We start from the raw sequence: 23,046 nt of genomic DNA on the forward strand, positions 1-23,046 counted from the left end.
TCCCCCATCATGCCGGTCAGCGCGTCAGCTTCTTGTAGGCGACGCGCGTCGGCCGCGTCGCCTCGTCGCCGAGGCGGCGGATCTTGTCCTCCTCATAGGCCTCGAAATTGCCTTCGAACCATTCGACGTGGCTGTCGCCCTCAAAGGCCAGGATATGCGTCGCGAGACGGTCGAGGAAGAAGCGGTCGTGGCTGATGACCACTGCGCAGCCGGCGAAATTCTCCAGCGCCTCTTCGAGCGCCGCGAGCGTTTCGGTGTCGAGGTCGTTGGTCGGTTCGTCGAGCAGCAAGACGTTTCCGCCCTCCTTCAGCATCTTGGCCAGGTGGACGCGGTTGCGCTCGCCGCCCGACAGCATGCCGACCTTCTTCTGCTGGTCGGTGCCCTTGAAGTTGAAGGCGCCGACATAGGCGCGCGTCTGCATCTGGTGCTTGCCGATCGTCATCAGCTCGTGCCCGCCCGAGATTTCCTCCCAGACATTCTTGTTCGGGTCGAGCGCGTCGCGGCTCTGGTCGACATAGCCGAGGCGCACGGTATCGCCGATCGTGATGCGGCCGTCGTCGGGCGTTTCCTGCCCGGTGATCAGCTTGAACAGCGTCGACTTGCCGGCGCCGTTCGGACCGATGACGCCAACGATGCCGCCGGGGGGCAGCGTGAAGGACAGATCCTCGAACAGCAGCTTGTCGCCGAAGGCCTTCGAGATGCCTTCGACCTCGATCACCTTGCCGCCGAGACGTTCGGGCACCTGGATGACGATCTGGGCCTTGCCGGGGGCGCGATTTTCCTGCGCCTCGACGAGCTGGTCGAAGCTTTTAATACGCGCCTTCGACTTGGCCTGGCGCGCCTTCGGCGACTGCCGGATCCATTCGAGTTCGTCGCGGATCGCCTTCTGGCGGCCGGCTTCCTCGCGCGATTCCTGTTCGAGGCGCTTCGCCTTCTTCTCGAGATAGGTCGAATAATTGCCCTCGTAGGGGAAATAGCGGCCGCGATCGAGTTCGAGAATCCAGTTCACGACATTGTCGAGGAAATAGCGGTCGTGGGTGACGAGGATGACGTTGCCCGGATAGTCGACGAGATGCTTTTCGAGCCAGGCGACGCTTTCGGCGTCGAGGTGGTTGGTCGGCTCGTCGAGCAGCAGGATCGACGGTTTTTCGAGCAGCAGGCGGGTCAGCGCGATCCGGCGCTTTTCACCACCCGACAGATTTGCGACGCTCGAATCGCCCGGCGGGCAGCGCAGGGCCTCCATCGCGATTTCGAGCTGGTTGTCGAGCGTCCAGCCGTCGACCGCGTCGATCTTTTCCTGAAGCTCGCCCATCTCGGTCATCAGCGCGTCGAAATCGGCATCCTCGGGCGGGTCGGCCATCAGCGTGCTGATCTCGTTGAAGCGGTCCATCATGTCGGCGACCGGGCGGACGCCGTCCATGACGTTTTCCTTCACCGTCTTCGCCGGATCGAGCTCGGGCTCCTGCGCCAGATAGCCGAGGGTGATCCCCTCGCCCGGCCACGCCTCGCCGGTGAAATCGGTGTCGATGCCCGCCATGATCTTCATCAGCGTCGACTTGCCGGTGCCGTTGGGCCCGACGATGCCGATCTTCGCATCCGAATAGAATTGCAGGTGGATGCCGTTGAGCACCGGCTTTTGCGCGCCGGGATAGGTCTTGGTCAGACCCTTCATCACGAAACTATATTGGGCGGCCATCGAAACGCTCCGAAACTGGCTGGGCCGCTGGGTGCGGCCGGGAGAGGAAAGGAAGTCGGGGGCCGGTTAGCGAATGGGCGGCGGATTGGCAATCGGCGCTTGCTCCCGCCCCGAGGCGGCGGTTAGGACGGCGCCATGCAGAAACACCCCGTCCCTGCCCGCGCCGCGGGCCTCGCCGCCCTTGCCTTCACTCTGGTCGCCGCCCCGGCGCTCGCCCTCCAGACCGCGGCGCCGAGCGCGCTCGATCTCGCGCTGCACGGCGAGGACCCGGCCTGGTCGATCACCGCCGACCTGACGACCGAAATCGGTCCGCGCCCCGCCGGCACCGAACGCGAGGCCGCAGCGCGGCGCTGGGCGGTCGCGCGGCTGAAGGCGATGGGCTTCGCCAATGTGCGCGAAGAGACCTATGACATGCGGACCTGGGTGCGCGGTGAGGAGAAGGCCTGGCTGACCGCCCCCTTCCTGCCGCAAAGCCTCGCGATCACCGCGCTCGGCAACAGCGGTTCGACCGGCGCCGCCGGTTTCGAGGGGGATGTCGTTTACTTCGCCGGCTTCGACGCGTTGCAGGCGGCGCCCGACGCCGCGGTGAAGGGCAAGATCGTCTTCATCGACAATCAGATGAAGCCGACGCAGGACGGCAGCGGCTATGGCTATTATGGCCGCGGGCGCTTTCAGGGGCCGAATGTCGCGGCGAAGAAAGGCGCGCGCGCGATCGTCATCCGCTCGATCGGGACCGACAACCATCGCAATCCGCATGCCGGCGTCACCAATTTCGACGACGGGGTGAAGCCGATCCCCGCCGGTGCGATCTCGAACCCCGACGCCGACCTGCTCGTCGGCCAGCTCCGGCGCATCGAGGCCGGTGCCGCGGCGCCGGCGGCGCTGCGCATGAAGCTGCTCCTCACGCCGCGCGACCTGGGGCGGCAGAAATCGGGCAACGTCATCGCCGAGGTGCCGGGCAGCGACCCGCACGCCAGCCCGGTGATCCTCGCCTGCCACCTCGACAGCTGGGACCTCGCGACCGGCGCGATCGACGACGCGGCGGGATGCGGCATCATCACCGCTGCGGCGCGCCACGTGATGGCGGCAGGCCAGCCGCGGCGGTCGATCCGTCTGCTGTGGGCGGGGGCCGAGGAAGTCGGCGCCTTCGGCGGCCAGGCCTATTTCGATGCGCACGGCAAAGAGCGCCATGCGGTCGCGCTGGAATCCGACTTCGGCGCCGACCGCATCTGGCGCGTCGATTTCGGCCTGCCCGACAGCGCGAAGCCGCTCGCCGATCGCATCGCCGCCGCGCTCGCGCCGCTGGGGGTGACGCGCGGCCGCGATCGGGCCGGCGGCGGCGCCGACATCGGCGCGCTGGTCGCGGCGGGCGTTCCGGCGATCGACCTGCAGCAGGACGGCACCCGCTATTTCGACTGGCACCACACGCCAGACGACACGCTCGACAAGGTCGATCCGGTCCAGCTTCGCCAGAATGTCGCCGTCTGGACCGCAACCGTCGCGAGTCTCGCCGAAAGCAGCGATACCGAGCTGCCATGATTGTTACGGTAAAGTGAACCTTTTCTGCCGCTTCGCCCCATCTCAATTATTTTTGTTGACGATTGGTACGGAAAGACTAAATCCCGCGGCTCGCGGGAAGGGAAAGTTTCCCCAGCGCGGAAAGGCATTTTAGGGAGCCCACACATCATGAAGAAGTTTGCTGCTATCGCCGTTGCTGCCAGCATGTTCGCCCTCGCCGCTTGCGGTGAGAAGGCCGCTGACGACGCCGCCACCACCGAAGCTCCGGCCGCTGACGCGGTTGCCGAAGACGGCGCTGCCGCGACCGCCGAAGGCGCCGACGCTGCCGCCGCCGGTGCGGAAGCCGCCGCTGCCGGTGCCGACGCTGCTGCCGCTGGCGCCGACGCTGCGACCGCCGCTGCTGCTCCGGCCGCCGACGCCGCTGCTGCTCCGGCCGAAGAGAAGAAGTAAGTCGCAGCCCTTCGGGGCATCGACCGAAAGAAAAGAGGCGGTCTTCCCGATGGGAAGGCCGCCTTTTTCTTTGGCACAAAGCGGGCCGGTCAATGCGGAGCGAGGATCGCGGCGACCAGCGCGACCAGCACGAAGGCCGCCAGCCCCGCCGCGAAGATCAGGCGGCGGCGCCGGGTCCGCAGGATAATCTCGCCGCCGCGCACATCCCGCGCCCGATGCAGGGGTTCGGTCGGATGCGCCATCGTCAGAGCATCGGATAGCCGAGGCCGTAATATTCATAGACGGTACGGCCGTAGGTATCGTTGTATTCCGGCGTTTCCTCGCTGCGATAGCGCGGCGCCCCTTCGACCTGGTCCTTGGTCAGGTTGACGACATAACCGCCCTTGTCGGTGTCATAGGTCAGCATCTCCCACGGAATGGGGTAATGATCGCTGCCGAGGCCGAAGAGGCCGCCGAATTCGAGAACGGCATATTCGCTCTTGCCCGAGCGCTTGTCGATCATCACATTCCGGATCGTCCCGAGCCGCTCGTCCTGCGGGTTGTAGACCGTCGTGCCCTCGACCTTGTCGGACGCGATCAGGCGGTCGGTTTCGTTTCTTTCGATAGTGTCGGCCATGGTTCCTTCTCCTTTTCGGGGGGAGGAAGCGGCGACGCATGGCTGGCGGCACCGCCACCTTTCCAAGCAACGGATGCGGGGCGCCGATGTTCCGCACCCCGTCGCAAGCACGCCACGGCTGCGCGCCGGGACGGCGAAAACAGGAAGGCGTCCAGAAGGACAGGCAGCATCTGGGAGAGAATTGGTCGGGGAGACAGGATTCGAACCTGCGACATCCTGCTCCCAAAGCAGGCGCGCTACCGGGCTGCGCTACTCCCCGACCGGCCCCGCGCCTTAGCCGCGCCGGGCGCGCGAGTCTATCCCGCCGCGGTCGCGACCAGCCGCGCGTAGAAGTCGATCATCCGCTTGAAGCTGTCGACGCGCATATGTTCGTTGGTGCCGTGGATCATCGCCGATTCCTTCAGTGAGAAATGCATCGGCATGAAGCGGTAGACGTCCTCCGACACCGGCTCCATGCTGCGGCTGTCGGTGCCCGCGACGACAAGGATCGGCGAGAGCACGGCGCCCGGTGCGTCGGCACGCGCGGCGGCGGCGATCCATTTCCATCCCTGCGAACTGGTCGACGACACGCGCGACGGTTCGCGCGGCGGCTTGACCCAGCTCAGTTCGACCTTCGCGTCGCCCACCGCTGATTTGGCGCGCGCCATGATGTCGGCCGAGCGGTTCCACGGCGCGATGCGATAGTTGATCAGCGCGGAGGCGGTCTGCGGCAGAACATTCTCCTTCGGGCTGCCCTCCAGCATCGTCGGGGCAATGGTGGTGTGGAAGGCAGCAGCGGTCGACGGGACGGCCGCGATCTGGCGCTTGAGCAGCGGGCCAAAAAGCCATTGATTGGCGACCGCCATCCGGGTCGTACCGCCCTTTGCCGCAGCCAGCGCCTCGAGCATCGACGCGCCCGGACCCCGGACTTCGTAGGGGAATGGATCGCCGCTGATGTCGAGGATCGCCTGGGCAAGCGTCTGGACCCCGGTTTCGGTCGGGGGCATCGAGCTGTGCCCGCCCGGCGCGTTCGCCGTGACCTTGAGCGTCGCATAGCCCTTTTCGGCGATGCCGATCATGATCGCCGGGCCATTGATGACGGGCGTATCGGTGAGGACGAGGCTGCCCTCGTCAATCGTGAAGATCGCCTTCACCCCGTCGGCCTTGAGCTTCGCGGCCGCGGCGATCGCGCCAGATCCGCCTGCTTCCTCGTCATGGCCCGAAACGAGATAGATGCCGCGCTTTGGTTGGAAGCCCGCGTTCGCCAGCGCTTCGAGCGCCTCGAACAGCCCGATCAGCGATCCCTTGTCGTCGACCGTCCCACGGCCCCAGACCGCCTGTTCGGCGATCTGGCCCGAAAAGGGCGGGTATTTCCACTCGCCCTCGGTTCCGGGGGTCACCGGCACCACGTCCTGATGCGCCATGACGATGATCGGCGCGAGCGCCGCGTCGCTGCCCGGCCAGTGATAGATGAGCGTCCGGTTGGGCAGCACCGTGCGCGTCATCGCACCATGAACCGCGGGATAGGTGGCGGCGAGCCACGTATGCAGCCGATCCCATTGCGCGACGTCGTTATCGGCCGGATCCTGATACGAAATCGTCGGAATCTGCGCCGCGGCGCTCAGATGCGCGACCGCCGCGTCGAGATCGTAGGATGGAACCGCGGCGAGCCGGACGTCGCTGCCGTCGGCGATATCCTTTGGCGCGAAGGTCGCGGTGCGGACCGCCACGGCGCCTGCCACGACCGCGACGACGGCAAGGCCGCCCAGAAAAATCGTGCGGCGTTGCGCCATGATCCCCTCCCCATGTTGTCGAGGCTTCTATGGAGCGCCATGAGTTGCAATTTGCAAGGGAAATGGTGGGCCCGGCAGGACTCGAACCCGCAACCTAGCCGTTATGAGCGGCCAGCTCTAACCATTGAGCTACAGGCCCCCGAGGGGATCAGCGCGCGATAGCGGAGCCGCCGCGCGCTTGGCAAGCGGCATCGCTCATCGCGCGCACCGCGCCAATATGTCGGCGGTGCCAGCGGGGCGCACGCCGCGGCGGTCGAGATGCGTGAGGACGACGTCCCACCAGCGATAGAAATCCGCCAGATCGCGATCGGTGCGGACATAGGGCGTGTTGCCCGGCTGGAGCGACGGCGAATGGAAGGAGAAGGTCAGGATGGGCAATCGCCGCCCGATCGCGACGTCGATCGCCCGGCACGCGCGGTCGGCGGGAATGCCTTCGGGCGTCAGGGCGATCCGCTCGACGAGGCCGAGCCGGGCCAGCCCCGCCCCGGCGCGACGCCCCACGCGGGCGGCGCCGCGATAGAGCGCCGGTCCCGCACGGCCCAGCAGCCCGGCGAACACCGTCGTCACCGGCACCTCGACGAGCGGGCCTGCCGGCGTCTCCAGCCGCCAGGGGTGGAGCGGCGCCTTGCGATAATCAGGCCCCTGCCCCGCCCGATAGTCGAAGGCGGATCGCACCGACGTGTCGCACCGGAAGCCCAGTTCGGCCAGCATGGTCGCGGTCTCGCCCCCCAGGCCGTAGCGCCCGGCGCGATAGACCGTCGGCGCGGTGCCGAAGCGATCGCGGATCGCGTCGCGCAGCGCCGTCATCTTGGCGCGCTGGAGCGCGAGCGGCAGATTGCCGGTGTAGCTGTTGCGCTCGTTCACCTCTTCGTCGTGCGGCGGCGTCACCCATGGGTGAAGCTGGGCGCCGATGTCGCAGTGCCCCGCGGCCTGCGCCGGGCCGAGGATCGCGAGCGCGCGGTCGTCGGCGACGATCGGCCAATCGACCAGATAGATGGGACAGACGCCGGCGCGCTCGAAATAATGCTGACAATCGGCGAGCGCCGGCACCGAATCGAGGCGATAACCGGTTCGCGCGAAGGGCGCGCCCCAGTCGAAATCCTCCTCGGTATCTATCGTGACCCAGAAGACGGGATGGTCGCCTTCCGCCAGGTCGATGCGATCCTTTGCGGCCGGATAGGCCAGCAAATCCGCCGTCCGCTGCAAACGCCCCTCTCCCCCTTCAACGCGCGTCGATCGAAGGCCCGATCACTCTCCCCCCGGAGCGGCGCGATCGGCTTCGTGCAACGGGTTGGCCGACGGCAGGTGCAAGGTCAAGGCATTGTCTCCGATCTCGAGACGTCCGCCCGCGCCGTGTGCGAGACTGTCGACTAGCCGCAGCGAGAAGCCGAGGCTGAGGATCGCCGCGCCCGGCGCCTCGCCTTCGGGGCTGAAGCCGGGATCGAGAAGCTCGGCCGCGGAGGCGAACCGGATCGCGGCGGGGCGCACGACACGCAACTGCACCATGTCGCCGGGCGCCGCTTCCGCAACGAGCTGACCGACGAGCGCGGCCCCTGGACCCGATATATCGACCAGCGCGGTCAGCAGCCGCCCGATCATCCGGCGCGCATTCGCATCGACGGCGCGCGCGGCGAACGAGCGCCCGACGCGCGACAGGCTGAGTTCGACCCGCTGCTGCGCGAGCAAAGCGGCCAGATCGCTTTCGACCTGAACCAGAATGCTGTTGAGGTCGGCGATGTCGCCCGGTGCGGGCAGCGCCGGCGCCTGCCCGGCGCGCGCCGCGGCTTCGAGATCGTCGATGATCGCCTGCACCGCCGCGGAGTCGGCGACGATCTGGTCGGCCATCGCGCGATAGGATTGGCTGACCGGGCCGAACATCTGCCCCGAGATGATCTGAGCAAAGCCCGAGATCGCATTGAGCGGGCTGCGCAATTCGTGGATGAGCTGACGGATCGAGTCGCCCGCGCCATCCGATTCCGGCGCACCATAGGGCGTCTCGTTGCGGTGTGGGCGGCGGGCGGTGCCGCGATAGCCGCGGAACTGGCCGGTCGCCGGATCGAACCAGGGCAAGGCCGAAAAGCGCCACTCGCCGGCCTCTTCGCGCGTCCCTTCCAGCATCATGCGCGCATTGACGATCTCGGCACGCTGGCGAAAGGCCCCGGCGGCGAGGCCGTCGGTCCCGGGTTCGCCGCCAAAGGCCGCCTCGGCGATCGAAAGCCCGACCACCGCGCCGCGCGTGACTCCGTCGACCCAATGGATCAGCCCGTCGGGTCCGGTCTCGAACAGGAAGCGCGTGCGCGGAGGCTTCGGCGCCGCCTGATGGCGCGCCGCCTGAAAGCGGTCGATCCGGCGCACCAACTCGCTGATCTGGCTGGGTGCGACGTTGACGACGGGTTCTTCGCGGGATTCGGGCTGCGATTCGGACGACGGCGCATTATCAGACACCGTTTCGGGCATTGCGGCAATGGACTCGGCGACGCCCCCCTCGGGCCGCGGCAGGGCGATCGATGCGCTGCCGAGAGCGGCGAGCGCCCGCCGCGCCGCCTGCGGCAGGTCGGTGCGCCCCGCCAGGATCGAACGCGCGGTCGCGTCGGTCGCCGGCAAAAGCGCCAGCCAGTCGGCTTCGGTCAGCCGCGCACCGCGCAGCATCGCGGCGGACACGGCGGGAACGTCGTGCGCGTAGAGCGCAACGAGGGGCGCGAAGCGGCCGTGGCGCGCGATCGCCTTCGCGCAGTCGCGGCGAATCTTTTCCGGCACCTGCGGCCGCAGTACCGCGAGCGCGTGGAGCGCGCGGCGCACATCGGATTCGGGGAGTTGATTGCCGCGCTGCGCGAGAATATCGGAGAGCTGACGCCAGGCCGCGATGCCGGCCCGACGGCTCGATGGCGCCTGACGCAATATGGTCGCGATCATCGAGTCAGCCGTCACGTCGAACCCGCCCCACACTCATTTCGTTGGTTAGCATTTTCTTAGCGGCTAGCGTGAATCCACCGGCCATGAAAGAGGCTTGGAACCCCGCGTCGCATTGTGGGACAATTGCATTCGGCTGAAATAATATTATGGTCGCCGCAAGCTTGGAAAGCGGAAGTTACAAGATGGCGATCCAGAAGTTCGATCAAATCGATCTGCAAATTCTCGGTGAACTGCAGAAAAATGGGCGGATGACGAATGTCGAGTTGGCGCAGATGGTGGGGCTCACGGCCCCGCCCTGCCTGCGCCGCGTCCGTGCGCTCGAGGAAGCGGGGGTCATCCGATCCTATCACGCCGACCTCGATCCCGCGAAGCTCGGCTATGGCATCACCGTCTTTGCGATGGTCAGCCTGCGCAGTCAGGCCGAGGCCGATTTGAAGGCGTTCGAGGACTATGTCGGCCAGCTCGCCGAGGTCCGCGAATGCTATATGCTCAACGGTGAGATCGACTTCCTGCTCAAGGTCGTCGCACGCGACCTTCAGAGCTTCCAGTCGTTCCTCACCGCGCACCTGACGTCGGCGCCAAACGTGACGAGCGTCAAGACGTCGCTGACGATTCGCACCGCGAAGCAGCTGGCGGGCATTCCCGTCGACTCCTGATTGCGGGACAAATCGACTCGGACATGAAAAAGGGCGCCAGCCGCGAGGTGGCGCCCTTCTTCGTTCGTTCGCGAACCGCGTAGCTCAGTCGCCGGTGGCGGGAGCCGCGGCCGGGGCCGCGCCGTTGCCCAGCTTGATCAGCCACAGGTTGGCGAGCGGCTTGCGCGAGCCGGCAACCTGCGTGAAGCTTGCCTGCGCGCCCGCCGTGTCGCCCGACAGGGCCTGCGCGACGCCCAGGCGATAGGTCCACAGATCCTTGTCGCCGCCGTTGAGCGCCGCCTTGTAGAGCGGGATCGCCTCGGCATAGCGGCCGTAGCCGACCATCGCATCGCCGGTGGCGCCCGCCACCTTCGGGTTGGACAGCGTCGACGGCTTCTGCGCATAGGCCGCGAGGGTCGATTCCTCGTCGCCGATCCGGTCCTTCTGGGCCTTGAAAGCCTCGTCGAAATTGGCGTCGGGGGTCGGGATCACCTTGCTCGCCCGGCCCTCCTTGATCAGCGAAACGACCTCGCCCGGAAGCGCCGCTTCGGTCGCCAGCGCCGTATATTCGAGATATTCGGCGCGCTGGAGCATCGCCTTGCTGGCGCGCATCAGGCGCAGCGTGTCGAGCGTCACATCCTTGGTCATGCCCTGCTGCTGCAACAGCACGAACAGCGTCTGCCGCCACACTTCGGGTGCGCTATAGTCGCGGAGGCGGAGCGCCAGCATCTCGTTGGCCTCGGCGTCGCGCTTCGCGGCCTGGAGCGCCTTGATCGGCCGCACATAAAGCTCGTCCGACGGCTGCTGTCCGGCGGCACGGGCGGCCTCGATCGTCGCCTTGGCGGTCGCGACGCCCTGATCGACCTGTCCGGCGTTCAGATAGCTGTCCATCAGCAGCAGGCCGAGCTGCGGCTCGGTCGAACCCGCGGCGCGGGCAGCCTCGAGCCGCTGGACGGCCTTCGGATAATCCTTTGCGCCATAGGCGAAGTTGCCGGCGAAGAAATTATAGGCGGCAAGGCTCTCGGGCGGGGTGATGCCCGAATCGAGCATCGCGTCGAGCCCCTGCCGCTGGAGCGACTGGTCCTTGTTCAGGATGCCGAGCTGCAATTGATAATAGGCCAGCCAATAGCGGTCCTCGTTTGTCGAAGCGGTGCCCTGTCCCTCGGTCAGCGCCGCCTGCAGCGCGGCGGCATCCTTGGCGGCGGCGGCATCCATCATCTTCTTGACCGAGGGCGTGAAGCCCTTGCTCGCGGAAATGCTGGTCCCCTTCGTCTCCTTCTTCGGCTTTTCCTTGGCCGCGGCAGGAAGGGGGGCGGTCGTCATCAGCGCGCAGCCCAGGACAGCGGCGATCGCCGTTGCGGGCATCGAGCGGAAACGGTTGAACATCAAGATCTCTCCTCTGAATCGGCTGCCTGGCCGATGATCCCGGGCGTAGCGGGGGCAGGCCGCGGTTCGATAACGCGGCTAAACCCCCTGCGTTGCCAAGGCAAGACGCCAGCATCGATATTTGCAGTGGAGGACGGCGGCTGAACGGGGTTTGAACCCGGTCCACCGATCAGCCGATGCCGTCGATCGCGCCGTGGATGCGCCGCAGCACGGCGGGGTCGCCGGGCACGCCGGCCATCGCCTCTTCGGCGAGCTCGATCAGGGGAACGATGCCGAAGGTCGCCGCCAGCCCCTTGAGCCGCAACGCCGCGACGTGCCAGTTGGCGTCGCAGCGGGCGCGGCGCATCAGGTCGGCAAGGTCGCGCGCGCTGCCGGTGAAGGCCTGGCGCAGATCCATCATCATCGCCGCGTCGTCGCCGACTGCGGCCATCAGGTACCGATCGAGGGGGCCGCTATCGAACGACATTCCACAGCCCTGTCACGCCATGGTTAAGTTTCCGTTTCATGGTCGCCATTTGCTGCTAAGATGGAGGGATGGCAGGGGAAAAGAAGATCGTAGGGCTTTGGCGGGATTCCGCGGAAAATCCGGCAGGCGGCACCGAAAAGCCGGCCGCGCCGGACGCCGCCGCCGCGCCCGATGCGGCGCCGCCGCAGGACGAAATGCCGGCCGAGCGCGACTGGCTCGACCGGTCGGCGCTGATCGACAGCGAGACGATGGACGAAACCTCCGATCATGAATCCGGCGCGCGCCGGCGCGACCGCTTCGTCCCCGCGCTGCTGTGGGCGACGGGCCTCGGCTGGGCGATCTTCGCCGCGGCCGCCGCGACCGATGGTTTCGCGCGCGCGCCGGCCTTTGCCGAATGGCCCGCGCTGATCGCCACCATCGCGATGCCGCTGGCGCTGCTCGGCATCTTGTGGATGGCCTGGCTTCGCTCGGGACGCTCCGAACAGGCGCGCTTCGCGCGTGTCGCGGCCGCGCTGCGCGAGGAAAACCGGGCGCTCAACGATTCGATGCAGGCGCTGGCCCGGCATCTTGCCGACGCCCAGCAACAGCTTTCGGATCAGGCGCGCACCGTGCAGCAGCTCGGACTCGATACCGTCGCGCGGCTGCACGAAAGCAGCGACCGGCTGGCGAGCAACGCCTCGGTGATCGCCAACGCGCACGACCAGCTTGCCCGCTCGGGCGACGTCGCGATGCAGCGCATGGACGGACTGCTCGCGGGCCTGCCGCGAATCGATGATGTGGCGCAGCGGCTCGCGGTGAATTTCCGCGAAGCCGGCCTCGTCGCGCACCAGCAGGGCGCCAACCTCGAAGCGCGGCTTGCCGCGCTGAGCGAGGAAAGCGCCCATGCGGCGCAGGTCGGCGAAGCGGCCGCCGCCAGCTTCCACGAAACGATCGGCGCCTTGCAGGCACAAACGAAAGAGACCGAGGCGAAGCTGCTGTCGGCGTCGGTGCGGGTCACCGAAGCGCAGGACGCTGCCCTGGCCCGGATGACCGACGGAAGCGCGGCGGCGCAGACGGCGCTGGAGACGGCGGTCGGCACGATGGGCGCGCGGATGGCCGAGACGTGGGACGGGTTCCGCGACAGACTCGCCGCCGCCGGGCAGCAGATGGACGAGCGCCTTTCGGCAGCCCGCGATGCCGGCGATGCGATGGGCGCGCAGCTCGCCGCGCATGGCGAGGCCAGCGAGGCGCTGGCCGCGCGGGTCAAGGCGCATGTGACCGAGATCGGTCAGCAGCTCGAGGTGCTCGATATCAGCGTCTCGGCCAGCACGGGCGTGATCGGCCGCGCGATCGACGACACGAAGGGGCAGCTCGCGACCTTCATGGCCACGGTCGAAAGCGGCAACGGATCGGCGCACCAGCTTATCGCGCATGCCGAATCGCTGCTGCTCGCGCTCGATGCCGTCACGCGCGAACTCGACGAGACTCTGCCGCACGCCCTCGACCGCCTGGGGTCGCACGGCAAGACGACGCAGGCGACGCTGGCGCAGATGCGCCCGATGCTCGAAGCCTCCGAAATGGTGGCGCAGTCGACGCTGTCGCACGTCAACGCCGTCCAGTCGGCGCTCGCGACGACCGAGGAGCGGATGGCGGGCCAGGCCGAAAGCCAGGAAGCGCTCGCCGGGCGGATCAACGCCGCGCTGGCGGAAGCCGACGATGCGCTCGCGCGGCTGCGCGCCGGCGCTGACGCATTCGCCGAACAGGGTGGCGCCCGGATGACCGCAACGCTCGACGAGGTGCGGACCACTGCCGAAGCCGCGGCCGCCGATGCACGCCGGACGCTCGACGCGCTCGTCGCCGGCGCCCGCGAAACGATGGCGGCGACCGCGACGGGCGCAATCGATGCCGCGTTCAAGACCGAGGTGTTGCAACAGCTCTCCGCGATCGAGGAGGCTTCGGCCCGCGCGGTATCGGCGGCGAACGGCGCCGCCGACCGGCTGATGCGACAGCTCATCACGATCATGGACACCAGCGCCAGCGTCGAGCAGCGCGCCGTCGAGGCCGAACAGGCGATTGCCGCCTCCGACCGCGATTCGCTCGCCAAACAGGTCGGCGTGCTGACCGAGGCGCTGAAATCGACCGCGATCGACGTCACCAAGATCTTGTCGACCGAAGTCAGCGACACGGCCTGGGACGCCTATCTGAAGGGCGACCGCGGCGTCTTCGCCCGGCGCGCGGTCAAGCTGGTCGAGAATAGCGAAGCGAAGGAAATCCTTCGCCTTTACCAGAACGACGACGGGTTCCACGCAGCGGTGAACCAGTTCATCCACGATTTCGAGGCGATGCTCCGCCTGCTGCTCGGCGCGCGCGACGGATCGGCGATCAGCGTTACCTTGCTCTCGTCCGACATCGGCAAGCTCTATGTCGCGCTTGCGCAGGCGATCGACCGGCTGCGGGGCTGAACTCGCGTCGTTTGGGTAATGGCGCGGCTCGAAGAGAGCGTGTGCTCCCGCGTAGGCGGGAGCCCAGAGCGGCTATAGCATCGAGCCTTAAATCTGACCGATCGTCCCGTTCGTGTCGAGACACCCATCTGTGTGGCGCAAGGCCGATGGATGTCTCGACTTCGCTCGACACGAACGGATAAGGGGCGTTGCAGGTTTATGGCACGCCGCTCTAAAGCCAAGTTTGGCGTTTTGCCGCTCTGGGTCCCCGCCTTCGCGGGGACACGGCATATTCACTTTATTTATTGAAAAGCGGTCTGCCGATCGCTGGAGCGCCTCGCGGGCGGCGCGTCAGGCGCGGCCTGCGATCACGTCGGGATCGACCCAGCCCTGCTTGTACGCGATGTAGAAGGCGAGGAAGATGGCGGCGCTCAGCATCGTCATCTGGGCCAGCACGCGCAGCGGCCGGAAATGCGCCGGCGCACCCGGTTCCTGTCCCCTGACCAGCGGCACGGCGTCGTCATCGGCCCGCCGCCCGTGAAACGGCAGCACGAAGAAAGCGCTGAAGATCCACAGCAGAAAATAGATGGCGAGGGCCGAAGTCCACTTCATCGCGTCGTCTTCCCCATCACAGATCGATGACCAGCACGTCGACGATCGGCTTCTTTCCGGTCCAGTCGGTCGCGACGCGGCGCACGGCGAGGCGGATCGCTTCCCTGAGCGCATCCGGGCTCCGTGCCGGACCGGTCGCGGCCTGCTCAGCCGCGTCGTTCATTTCGTCGAGGAAGGCGTCACGCTCGTCCTCGACCGGCACGCCGCGATAGTGGATGCGGCTGTCGGCGAAGCGCCCGCCGTTGAACACGACCGCGACCGAAATCTGGCCGTTGATCGCGAGCTTGCGCCGTTCGTTGATCGTCTCGCCATCGGCGGGCAGGATCACGTCGCCGTCGAGGATCAGCCGCCCCGCGCGCACGCGCTCGACGATCCGCGCCGGCCCCGGCGCCAGCCGCACGAGGTCGCCATTTTCCTGCACCAGCGCGTCGGGAACGCCGCGCTCGCGCGCGAAACGCGCCTGTTCGTGCATATGGCGGATTTCGCCGTGCACCGGCACGATCAGCTTCGGGCGCAGCCAGCCATAAAGCGCCGCGAGTTCGGGCTGGCCGGGGTGGCCGCTGACATGGATATGCGCCTGTTTCTCGGTGACGGTCAGCACGTCCTTTGCCGCGAGCTGGTTCATGATCCGCCCGATGGCGATTTCGTTGCCCGGAATCTGCTTCGAGGAGAAGACGACCGTGTCGCCCACTTCGAGCTTGATCTGGTGACCGTCGCCCGCCATGCGCGCGAGCGCCGCGCGCGGCTCGCCCTGCCCGCCGGTCGCGATCACCATCAGCTTGTCGCGCGGCAGCCGCATCGCCTCGTCGAAATCGACAGTCGGCGGGAAATCCTTGAGATAGCCGACCGCCCGGGCGACGCCGAGGATGCGGTCGAGCGAGCGCCCTGCGACGCACAGGCTGCGCCCCGTTGCCCGCGCGACATCGCCCAGCGTCTTGAGCCGCGCGGCGTTGGACGCGAAGGTCGTGACGACCACGCGGCCGCGCGCCGAACCCACCGCTTCGAGCAGGCCGTCGTGCAACGCCCCTTCGCTTCCCGATGCTTGCGCATTGAAGACGTTGGTCGAATCGCAGACGAGCACGTCGACGCCCTCGTCGCCGACCGCGGTCAGCGCGGCGGCGCTCGACGGCGTGCCGAGCACCGGATCGTCGTCGAGCTTCCAGTCGCCGGTGTGAAAGATGCGGCCGTAGGGCGTGTCGATCACCGCCGCGCTCATCTCGAGGATCGAATGCGCGAGGGGCATCAGGCGGATGCCGAAGGGGCCGAGCCGGAATTGCGCGTCGAGGTCGACGGTACGAATCTCGACCTCCTTTTCCAACCCTTCCTCGGCCAGCTTGTGCGCGATCAGTCCGGCGGTGAAGCGATTGGCATAGAGCGGCACGCCGAGGTCGGCGGCGAGATAGGGAAGCGCGCCGATATGATCCTCGTGCCCGTGCGTCAGCACGATGCCGAGCAGGTCGGCCTTGCGATCTTCGATGAATTCGAGATCGGGCATGACGATGTCGATACCCGGATAATCGTGCGACCCGAAGGTCACGCCGAGGTCGAGCATGATCCACTTGCCGTCGCAGCCATAAAGGTTGGCGTTCATGCCGATCTCGCCCGATCCGCCGAGCGCGACGAAGAGCAGTTCCTTGCCGGGGGTCGTCATGCGTCCTGTCCTCGCTGGTGATAGAGGTGCATCAGGCCATTCAGCGTCAGGTCGGACTCGATATGGTCGAACAGATGCGCGTGTTGTTCGAACAGCGGCGCGAGTCCGCCGGTCGCGATGACGGTCATCGGCGCGCCGACCTCCGCCTTCATGCGCGCGATCAGGCCTTCGATCATCGCGACATAGCCCCAATAGACGCCGATCAGCATCTGGCTTTCGGTCGTGCGGCCGATGACGCTGGCGCTGGCCGGCGCCTCGATCGCGATGCGCGGCAGCTTGGCCGCCGCGGCGACCAGCGCCTCCAGCGACAGGTTGACGCCGGGCGCGATGATTCCGCCCATATAGGCGCCCTCCGCCCCTATATGGTCGAATGTGGTCGCGGTGCCGAAGCTGACGACCAGCTTGTCCCGCCCCGGCGCGATGGCCTGCGCCGCGATGGCGTTGCAGGCGCGGTCGGCCCCGACCGATTGCGGCTCGTCGACCCTGAGCGCGATGCCCCAGCTCACCGGATCGCGCCCGGCGATCAGCGCTTCGACCCCGAAATATTTCTGCGCGAGCAGGCGTAGATTGTGAAGCGCGCGCGGCACGACGGTCGAGATGATGACCGCGTCGATGGCGCGCCGGTCGTGGCCCTCGATGCGCAGCAACTGGTCGAACCAGACCATATATTCGTCGGCGGTGCGGCGATCGTCGGTCGCGATCCGCCAGCGCGCAAGCGGCTGCCCCGCCGCGCCGTCGTACAGCGCGAACTTGGCGTTGGTGTTGCCGACGTCGATTGCGAGCAGCATCGCTTACTCCCCTTCCCTGACCGGGCGGCGAAGCTCGACATCGCCCGCATGGATCAGCATGACCGTCCCGTCCGCGCCGCGCAAGCGCAGCGCTCCGTCGGGCGCGAGGCCGTCGAACGTCCCGTCGATGCCCTGTTCCGACACATGGAGCGGCGTTCCGACCGGATGGCCGAGCGGCAGCCAGGCGCGCACGATGCTGGCGACGCCTTCCTGCCGCCACGTCCACAGCGTGTCCATCAGCGCCACCGCCAGCGCGTCGGAAAAACGGTCGCGGTCGATGGCGACGCCGCGGCTTGCAAAGGAAAAGGTCGGGCGATCGGGCAGATCGGGCGCGACGGCCAGATTGACGCCGATGCCGATCACCACGGTATCGCCCGCCCTTTCGAGCAGGATTCCCGAACATTTCGCGCCGTCGACGAGCAGATCGTTCGGCCATTTGACCTGGATCGGGACCTGCGGCGCAAAGGCCGCGAGGGCCCGCGCCAGCGCGACCGCGGCGACCAGCGCCAGCGTAGAGGCCGGCGGATCGGCGGCGGTCAGCCGCACCACGGTCGAGCCCATGAAATTGCCGAGCCCATCGCCCCACGGACGGCCGAGCCGCCCGTGTCCAGCGGTCTGGCGATCGGCGACCAGCCAATGGCCTTCGCCGACATGCTCGCCGCCTGCCAGCCGCGCCAGCAGGTCGGCATTGGTCGAACCTGTCTGCGCGATCCGCTCGATCGGCGGGATCAGAACAGCACCGATGCGGCGCCCGCCGCAGCCACCGCCAGCATCGGGATGAACAGATAGCCGATCACCGACAGCCACAGCGCGCTGACGCCGATCACCGCGCCCTCGATCCGCGATCCGTCGTTGCGGATCACCGCATCGGCCTCGTCGTCGAAGAACATCGTCTTGACGATCGCAATATAATAGAAGGCGCCGATCACCGACACGACCACCCCGGCCACCGCCAGCGGGACGAGCCCGGCGTTCACCGCGGCCTCGAACACCAGATACTTCGGCCAGAATCCGAACAGCGGCGGGATCGCAGCGAGGCTGAACAGGAACACCGCCATCGCCGCGGCGAGCCCCGGCTGGCGCTTCGACAGGCCGGCGTAGGCGGGAATGCTTTCCACCATGCGCCCATCGGCGTCGCGAAGCTGCATCACGAACAGGAACGCCCCGATCGTGGTGACGACATAGACGAGCAGATAGGTCAGCACCGCCTCGACCCCCTGCTGCGTCCCGGCGGCAAGGCCGATCAGCATGAAGCCGACGTTGTTGATCGACGAATAGGCAAGCAGGCGCTTGATATTCTTCTGCCCGATCGCGCCGACCGCGCCGAGGATGATCGAAGCGAGCGACAGGAAGATGATGATCTGCTGCCACGCGGCGAGCGCCGGGCCGGCCGATCCCATCGCGTCGATCACGACGCGCACGAGCAGCGCCATCGCCGCCACCTTGGGTGCGCTGGCGAACAGCGTCGTCACCGGGGTCGGCGCGCCTTCGTAGACGTCGGGCGTCCACATGTGGAACGGCACGGCGCTGATCTTGAACGCGAGCCCCGCGATCACGAAGACGATGCCGAACAGCAGCCCGATGTTGATCCCGCCGCCCATCGCGCGCGCGATGCCGGCGAAATCGGTCGTGCCCGAAAAGCCGTAGAGCAGCGAGATGCCGAACAGCAGGAAGCCCGACGCCAGCGCGCCGAGAACGAAATATTTGAGCCCCGCCTCGCTCGACCGGTCGTCGCCGCGCATGAAGCTGGCGAGCACATAGGAGCCGAGGCTGTTGAGTTCGAGACCGATATAGAGCGTCATCAGGTCGCGCGACGCGGCCATGATCCCCATGCCGAGCGTCGCGAAGACGATCAGCGCCGAATATTCGGCGCGCATGCCCTCGCCGAAATAGCGCGGCGCGATCGCGATGCAGACGAAGCTCGCGGCATAGATGATCAGCTTGGCGAAACCGCCGAAATCGTCGACCGCGAGGGTTCCCGAAAAGACCGAGGCCTGGGTGCCGAACAGCGCCACGACCGCGGCCGCGCCGACGGCCAGCGTCAGCAGCGACGCGAACTGGTAGAGCCCGACCCGGCGGTCGCCGCCGAACGTGCCGAGCAGCAGCGTGACCAGCCCGCCGATCGTCAGGATCAGCTCGGGCCAGATGAGAGCGAGATCGGCGGTCATTGCACGCCTCCCGCATGGTGTGCGTCGCCCGTTGCGGCGGCTTTCGGCCTGGCGGCGGCAAGCTGCGCGTCGCCCGCGGGCTTGGTCGGGGCCAGCCGCGCGACCACCGTCGTCACGTCGCCACGCATCGGCGCGAGGAAGCTTTCGGGATAGACGCCCATCCATAGCGTCACCGCGGCCAGCGGCACGAAGATCGCCCATTCGCGCGGATTGAGGTCGGGCATCGCCTTCACATCGTCCTTGGTCAGTTCGCCGAACACGACGCGGCGGTAGAGGTAAAGCATATAGGCGGCGCCGAGGATGATGCCCGTGGTGCACGCCAGCGCGGCCCAGCTCGACGCCTCATAGAGGCCGGCAAGGCTCAGGAATTCGCCGACGAAGCCGCTGGTGCCCGGCAGGCCGATCGACGCCATGGTGAACAGCAGAAAGAACAGCGCATAGGCCGGCATGTTCACCGCAAGCCCGCCGTAGCGGTCGATCTCGCGCGTGTGCAGCCGGTCATAGATGACGCCGACGCAGAAGAAGAGCGCGGCCGACACGACGCCGTGGCTGAGCATGACGATCAGCGCACCCTCGATCCCCTGCTGGTTGAAGGCGTAGAGGCCAGCGGTGACGATCGCCATGTGCGCGACCGACGAATAGGCGATCAGCTTCTTCATGTCGCTCTGCACCAGCGCGACGAGGCTGGTGTAGATCACCGCGACCATCGAAAGCCCGAAGATCAGCCACATGAACTGCGCCGAGGCGTCGGGGAACATCGGCATCATGAAGCGCAGGAAGCCATAGCTGCCCATCTTCAGCAGCACGCCCGCCAGGATCATCGACCCCGCCGTCGGTGCCTGGACGTGCGCGTCGGGCAACCAGGTGTGAACCGGCCACATGGGCATCTTGACAGCCATGCTTGCGAAGAAGGCGAGCCACAGCCAGGTCTGCATCTCCGGCGGGAAGTCGTAGTTGAGCAGCACCGGGATTTCGGTCGTCCCCGCCTCGCGGATCATCGCGATCATCGCGAGCAGCATCAGCACCGACCCGAGCAGCGTGTAGAGGAAGAATTTGTAAGCCGCGTAACGGCGGTTCGCGCCGCCCCAGATGCCGATGATCAGATACATCGGGATCAGCACGCCTTCGAAGAAGATGTAGAAGAGCAGCAGGTCCTGCGCCACGAAGACGCCGATCATGATCACTTCCATGATCAGGAACATCGCCATGTAGAGTCCGACGCGCTCCTTGACCGATTCCCAGCTCGCGAGGATGCACAGCGGCATCAGGAAGGCGCTGAGCACGACCAGCATCATCGCGACGCCATCGACGCCGAGCGCCCACTGGAAGCGGCCGAACAGGTCGGCGCGCTCGACGAACTGCCACTGCGCACCGCCGATGTCGAACTGCGTCCACATCAGCACCGCGAGCGCGAAGTCGAGCAGCGTCGCCGCGAGCGCGACCTGGCGCGCGGGCCGCGCTTCCAGGAACAGGCAGAGGATGGCGGCGACCATGGGGATCGCCAGCATCAGCGACAGGATGGGAAGCCCGCTCACAGGAAATTCACCATGGCCCAGCTGGCGAGGCCGACAAGACCGAGCAGCATCACGAACGCATATCCATAAACATAACCCGATTGCAGCCGGACCGCGAGCCGCGTGCCCCCCTCGACGAGCGCCGCGGCGCCATCGGGACCGAAGCGGTCGATGGTGCCCTCATCTCCCCGCTTCCAGAAGAAGCGGCCGATCGCGAAGGCGGGCTTCACGAACAGGATGTCGTAAAGCTCGTCGAAATACCATTTGTTGTACAGGAAGCGGTGCAGCAGCTTGAACTGCGCCACGAACTTCGCCGGCAGGCTGGTGTCGCGGATATAGCTGTTCCACGCGAGGAACAGGCCGATCGCCATCACCGTGAACGGCATCCACTTGACCCACAGCGGCACCTCGTGCGCGGCGTGCATCAGATGCTCGTCGAAGAACAGGCTGCCCTTCCAGAAGGCCGCACCTTCCTCCGGATAGATGAACTGGTGGTGGAAAAGGATGCCGGCGAACACCGCGCCGAGCGACAGCACCACCAGCGGGATCAGCATCGACAGCGGGCTTTCGTGCGGATGATAACCCGCGGTGCCGTCGCCGTGCGCTTGATGATGATGCGCGTGATCGTCGTGGCCGTGGCCATGATCGTCATGCACCGCGTGCTGGATATGCTCGCTCTGCTCCCAGCGCGGCTTGCCGTGAAAGGTCAGGAAGACGAGCCGCCACGAATAGAAGCTGGTGAGCAGCGCGGCGAAGATGCCGACCCAGAAGGCGATGACGCCGCCGCCGCCCGACGCGAAGGCCGCCTCGAGGATACCGTCCTTCGAATAGAAGCCGGCGAAGCCCGCGACGCCCGCGATGCCGACGCCGGTGATCGCCAGCGTCCCCGCCATCATCGCCCAATAGGTGAGCGGGATATGCTTACGGAGCGCGCCGTAATAGCGCATGTCCTGTTCGTGGTGCATCGCGTGGATGACGCTGCCCGCGCCCAGGAACAGCAGCGCCTTAAAGAAGGCGTGCGTGAACAGGTGGAACATCGCAGCGCCATAGGCGCCGACGCCCGCCGCGAAGAACATGTAGCCGAGCTGCGAACAGGTCGAATAGGCGATGACGCGCTTGATGTCCCATTGCGTCGTGCCGACCGTCGCGGCGAACAGGCAGGTCGCGGCACCGACGAAGGTCACGACGCCAAGCGCGACCGGCGCCGCCTCGAACATCGGCGACAGGCGGCACACCATGAACACGCCCGCCGTGACCATCGTCGCGGCGTGGATCAGCGCCGACACCGGGGTCGGGCCCTCCATCGCGTCGGGAAGCCAGGTGTGCAGCCCGAGCTGCGCCGACTTGCCCATCGCGCCGATGAACAGCAGCAGGCAGAGCACGGTCATCGTGTCGAGCCGCATGCCGAGGAAACCGATCGTCGTGCCCGCCATGCCCGGCGCGGCGTCGAGGATCGCGGGGATCGACACGGTGCCGAACACCAGGAAGGTGCCGAAGATGCCGAGCATGAAACCGAGGTCGCCGACGCGGTTGACGACGAACGCCTTGATCGCCGCGGCGTTGGCGCTCGGCTTCTTGTACCAGAAGCCGATCAGCAGATAGGAGGCGAGACCGACGCCCTCCCAGCCGAAGAACATCTGGACGAGGTTGTTCGCGGTCACCAGCATCAGCATCGCGAAGGTGAACAGCGACAGGTAGGCGAAGAAGCGCGGCTGGTCCGGGTCCTCGGCCATATAGCCCCAGCTGTAAAGATGGACGAGCGCCGACACGGTCGTCACCACCACCAGCATCACCGCGGTCAGCGTGTCGACGCGCAATTCCCAGTTGAACTGGAGCGCGCCCGACTGGACCCAGTGCAGCACCGGCGTCACGCTCGCCTCGCCCGTTCCCGCGACGAAGGAGAGGAAGATCGGCCAGCTGAGCGCGCAGCTCGCGAACAGCGCGCCCGTCGTGATGATTTTCGACGGCACATTGCCGATCACGCGCTGGCCCAGCCCTGCGACGAGAGCCGCGAGCAGCGGCAGGAAAACGATAGCCTGGATCACCGGCTTACCCCTTCATCCGGTTGGCATCGTCGACGGCAATGGTGCCGCGGCCGCGGAAATAGATGACGATGATCGCGAGCCCGATCGCGGCTTCGCCCGCGGCGACGGTCAGCACGAACATCGCGAAGACCTGCCCGACCAGATCACCGAGCGCGGCGCTGAACGCGACGAGATTGATGTTCACCGCGAGCAGGATCAGTTCGATTGCCATCAGGATGACGATGATGTTCTTGCGGTTGATGAAGATGCCGAGCACGCCGAGCGTGAACAGCACCGCCGAAACGGCAAGATAATGGCCGACGGAGATCATGCGTATAGTCCTCCCCGGAACGGGGAGGTGGCAGCCCGCAGGGCTGACGGAGGGGTCGCCACCTCGCGTCCTTCCGCACCGTCCCC

General features: G+C 66.9%; 20 protein-coding genes and 2 tRNA genes. 4 read left to right on the top strand and 18 right to left on the bottom strand.

Annotation, left to right across the window (positions count from 1 at the left end; translation table 11 throughout):
• Positions 1-16: 16 nt before the first annotated feature.
• Positions 17-1,696, bottom strand: coding sequence for an energy-dependent translational throttle protein EttA (gene ettA / locus SGR02S_RS05795; protein WP_067106613.1), 1,680 nt, complete (start codon positions 1,694-1,696; stop codon positions 17-19).
• A gap of 135 nt (positions 1,697-1,831) precedes the next feature.
• Here ettA and SGR02S_RS05800 point away from each other — a divergent pair, with 135 nt between their 5' ends.
• A complete protein-coding gene (locus SGR02S_RS05800; RefSeq protein WP_067106615.1) occupies positions 1,832-3,235 on the top strand; it encodes a M28 family peptidase in 1,404 nt (467 codons plus the stop codon).
• Positions 3,236-3,382: 147 nt separating this feature from the next.
• Positions 3,383-3,664, top strand: a complete 282-nt coding sequence (locus tag SGR02S_RS19530; protein WP_076075329.1) for a hypothetical protein — start codon at positions 3,383-3,385, stop codon at positions 3,662-3,664.
• Positions 3,665-3,753: 89 nt separating this feature from the next.
• Here SGR02S_RS19530 and SGR02S_RS19985 read toward each other — a convergent pair whose 3' ends face one another.
• The 7 genes from SGR02S_RS19985 to SGR02S_RS05835 form a co-directional block, all read right to left on the bottom strand.
• Complete coding sequence (locus tag SGR02S_RS19985) at positions 3,754-3,906, bottom strand: peptide ABC transporter permease (RefSeq protein WP_104959666.1); 153 nt, start codon at positions 3,904-3,906, stop codon at positions 3,754-3,756.
• A 2-nt stretch (positions 3,907-3,908) separates the two neighbouring features.
• A complete protein-coding gene (locus SGR02S_RS05810; RefSeq protein WP_067106618.1) occupies positions 3,909-4,280 on the bottom strand; it encodes a PRC-barrel domain-containing protein in 372 nt (123 codons plus the stop codon).
• A gap of 182 nt (positions 4,281-4,462) precedes the next feature.
• Positions 4,463-4,539: transfer RNA gene (locus SGR02S_RS05815), tRNA-Pro, on the bottom strand.
• 37 nt (positions 4,540-4,576) lie between these two features.
• Positions 4,577-6,052, bottom strand: coding sequence for a M20 family peptidase (locus SGR02S_RS05820; RefSeq protein ID WP_067106619.1), 1,476 nt, complete (start codon positions 6,050-6,052; stop codon positions 4,577-4,579).
• A gap of 63 nt (positions 6,053-6,115) precedes the next feature.
• Positions 6,116-6,191 (bottom strand) — tRNA-Ile (locus tag SGR02S_RS05825).
• Positions 6,192-6,247: 56 nt separating this feature from the next.
• Positions 6,248-7,240 carry a polysaccharide deacetylase family protein gene (locus SGR02S_RS05830; protein ID WP_255211399.1) on the bottom strand — a complete coding sequence of 331 codons (993 nt, stop codon included), beginning with the start codon at positions 7,238-7,240 and terminating at the stop codon, positions 6,248-6,250.
• A gap of 60 nt (positions 7,241-7,300) precedes the next feature.
• Complete coding sequence (locus tag SGR02S_RS05835) at positions 7,301-8,980, bottom strand: histidine kinase dimerization/phospho-acceptor domain-containing protein (protein ID WP_255211400.1); 1,680 nt, start codon at positions 8,978-8,980, stop codon at positions 7,301-7,303.
• 167 nt (positions 8,981-9,147) lie between these two features.
• On the opposite strand from SGR02S_RS05835, the gene SGR02S_RS05840 reads away from it, so the two are divergent.
• Positions 9,148-9,621: an Lrp/AsnC family transcriptional regulator gene (locus tag SGR02S_RS05840; protein ID WP_067106621.1), complete on the top strand. Its 474-nt coding sequence runs from the start codon at positions 9,148-9,150 to the stop codon at positions 9,619-9,621.
• An 84-nt stretch (positions 9,622-9,705) separates the two neighbouring features.
• Here SGR02S_RS05840 and SGR02S_RS05845 read toward each other — a convergent pair whose 3' ends face one another.
• The gene (locus SGR02S_RS05845) at positions 9,706-10,986 is read right to left on the bottom strand and encodes a hypothetical protein (protein WP_067106622.1); all 1,281 of its coding nucleotides are present in this window, start codon (positions 10,984-10,986) and stop codon (positions 9,706-9,708) included.
• Between the two features lie 169 nt (positions 10,987-11,155).
• Positions 11,156-11,452 (bottom strand): hypothetical protein, encoded by a 297-nt coding sequence (locus SGR02S_RS05850; RefSeq protein ID WP_067106623.1) that lies wholly within the window; start codon positions 11,450-11,452, stop codon positions 11,156-11,158.
• Between the two features lie 68 nt (positions 11,453-11,520).
• Here SGR02S_RS05850 and SGR02S_RS05855 point away from each other — a divergent pair, with 68 nt between their 5' ends.
• Positions 11,521-13,893, top strand: a complete 2,373-nt coding sequence (locus tag SGR02S_RS05855; RefSeq protein ID WP_067106624.1) for a hypothetical protein — start codon at positions 11,521-11,523, stop codon at positions 13,891-13,893.
• 330 nt (positions 13,894-14,223) lie between these two features.
• Here the strand turns inward: SGR02S_RS05855 and SGR02S_RS05860 are convergent, their stop codons facing one another.
• From SGR02S_RS05860 to nuoK, 8 genes are read right to left on the bottom strand one after another with little or no spacing between them, the layout of a single operon-like run.
• Complete coding sequence (locus SGR02S_RS05860; RefSeq protein WP_067106626.1) at positions 14,224-14,484, bottom strand: DUF1467 family protein; 261 nt, start codon at positions 14,482-14,484, stop codon at positions 14,224-14,226.
• A gap of 16 nt (positions 14,485-14,500) precedes the next feature.
• Complete coding sequence (locus SGR02S_RS05865) at positions 14,501-16,135, bottom strand: ribonuclease J (RefSeq protein ID WP_067106628.1); 1,635 nt, start codon at positions 16,133-16,135, stop codon at positions 14,501-14,503.
• On the bottom strand, positions 16,132-16,923 hold the full coding sequence (locus SGR02S_RS05870) for a type III pantothenate kinase (RefSeq protein ID WP_067106631.1): 792 nt from the start codon (positions 16,921-16,923) through the stop codon (positions 16,132-16,134). The genes SGR02S_RS05865 and SGR02S_RS05870 overlap by 4 nt, the downstream gene beginning before the upstream one ends.
• A 3-nt stretch (positions 16,924-16,926) precedes the next feature.
• Positions 16,927-17,730, bottom strand: coding sequence for a biotin--[acetyl-CoA-carboxylase] ligase (locus SGR02S_RS05875; RefSeq protein WP_082796978.1), 804 nt, complete (start codon positions 17,728-17,730; stop codon positions 16,927-16,929).
• Positions 17,652-19,091, bottom strand: coding sequence for an NADH-quinone oxidoreductase subunit NuoN (nuoN, locus tag SGR02S_RS05880; RefSeq protein ID WP_067106633.1), 1,440 nt, complete (start codon positions 19,089-19,091; stop codon positions 17,652-17,654). The genes SGR02S_RS05875 and nuoN overlap by 79 nt, the downstream gene beginning before the upstream one ends.
• Positions 19,088-20,626, bottom strand: coding sequence for an NADH-quinone oxidoreductase subunit M (locus tag SGR02S_RS05885; RefSeq protein WP_067106634.1), 1,539 nt, complete (start codon positions 20,624-20,626; stop codon positions 19,088-19,090). Before SGR02S_RS05885 ends, nuoN begins: the two co-directional genes overlap by 4 nt.
• The gene (nuoL, locus tag SGR02S_RS05890; protein WP_067106635.1) at positions 20,623-22,650 is read right to left on the bottom strand and encodes an NADH-quinone oxidoreductase subunit L; all 2,028 of its coding nucleotides are present in this window, start codon (positions 22,648-22,650) and stop codon (positions 20,623-20,625) included. Before nuoL ends, SGR02S_RS05885 begins: the two co-directional genes overlap by 4 nt.
• Positions 22,651-22,654: 4 nt before the next feature.
• Positions 22,655-22,960, bottom strand: a complete 306-nt coding sequence (nuoK, locus tag SGR02S_RS05895) for an NADH-quinone oxidoreductase subunit NuoK (RefSeq protein WP_067106636.1) — start codon at positions 22,958-22,960, stop codon at positions 22,655-22,657.
• Positions 22,961-23,046: the final 86 nt, after the last annotated feature.

The organism is Sphingopyxis granuli NBRC 100800, assembly GCF_001591045.1.
Taxonomy (GTDB): Bacteria; Pseudomonadota; Alphaproteobacteria; order Sphingomonadales; family Sphingomonadaceae; genus Sphingopyxis; species Sphingopyxis granuli.

Coding starts and splice junctions, on each gene's coding strand:
- ettA (WP_067106613.1), bottom strand. CDS start 1,696: ATGGCCGCCCAATATAGTTTCGTGATGAAGGGTCTGACCAAGACCTAT.
- SGR02S_RS05800 (WP_067106615.1), top strand. CDS start 1,832: ATGCAGAAACACCCCGTCCCTGCCCGCGCCGCGGGCCTCGCCGCCCTT.
- SGR02S_RS19530 (WP_076075329.1), top strand. CDS start 3,383: ATGAAGAAGTTTGCTGCTATCGCCGTTGCTGCCAGCATGTTCGCCCTC.
- SGR02S_RS19985 (WP_104959666.1), bottom strand. CDS start 3,906: ATGGCGCATCCGACCGAACCCCTGCATCGGGCGCGGGATGTGCGCGGC.
- SGR02S_RS05810 (WP_067106618.1), bottom strand. CDS start 4,280: ATGGCCGACACTATCGAAAGAAACGAAACCGACCGCCTGATCGCGTCC.
- SGR02S_RS05820 (WP_067106619.1), bottom strand. CDS start 6,052: ATGGCGCAACGCCGCACGATTTTTCTGGGCGGCCTTGCCGTCGTCGCG.
- SGR02S_RS05840 (WP_067106621.1), top strand. CDS start 9,148: ATGGCGATCCAGAAGTTCGATCAAATCGATCTGCAAATTCTCGGTGAA.
- SGR02S_RS05845 (WP_067106622.1), bottom strand. CDS start 10,986: ATGTTCAACCGTTTCCGCTCGATGCCCGCAACGGCGATCGCCGCTGTC.
- SGR02S_RS05850 (WP_067106623.1), bottom strand. CDS start 11,452: ATGTCGTTCGATAGCGGCCCCCTCGATCGGTACCTGATGGCCGCAGTC.
- SGR02S_RS05855 (WP_067106624.1), top strand. CDS start 11,521: ATGGCAGGGGAAAAGAAGATCGTAGGGCTTTGGCGGGATTCCGCGGAA.
- SGR02S_RS05860 (WP_067106626.1), bottom strand. CDS start 14,484: ATGAAGTGGACTTCGGCCCTCGCCATCTATTTTCTGCTGTGGATCTTC.
- SGR02S_RS05865 (WP_067106628.1), bottom strand. CDS start 16,135: ATGACGACCCCCGGCAAGGAACTGCTCTTCGTCGCGCTCGGCGGATCG.
- SGR02S_RS05870 (WP_067106631.1), bottom strand. CDS start 16,923: ATGCTGCTCGCAATCGACGTCGGCAACACCAACGCCAAGTTCGCGCTG.
- nuoN (WP_067106633.1), bottom strand. CDS start 19,091: ATGACCGCCGATCTCGCTCTCATCTGGCCCGAGCTGATCCTGACGATC.
- nuoK (WP_067106636.1), bottom strand. CDS start 22,960: ATGATCTCCGTCGGCCATTATCTTGCCGTTTCGGCGGTGCTGTTCACG.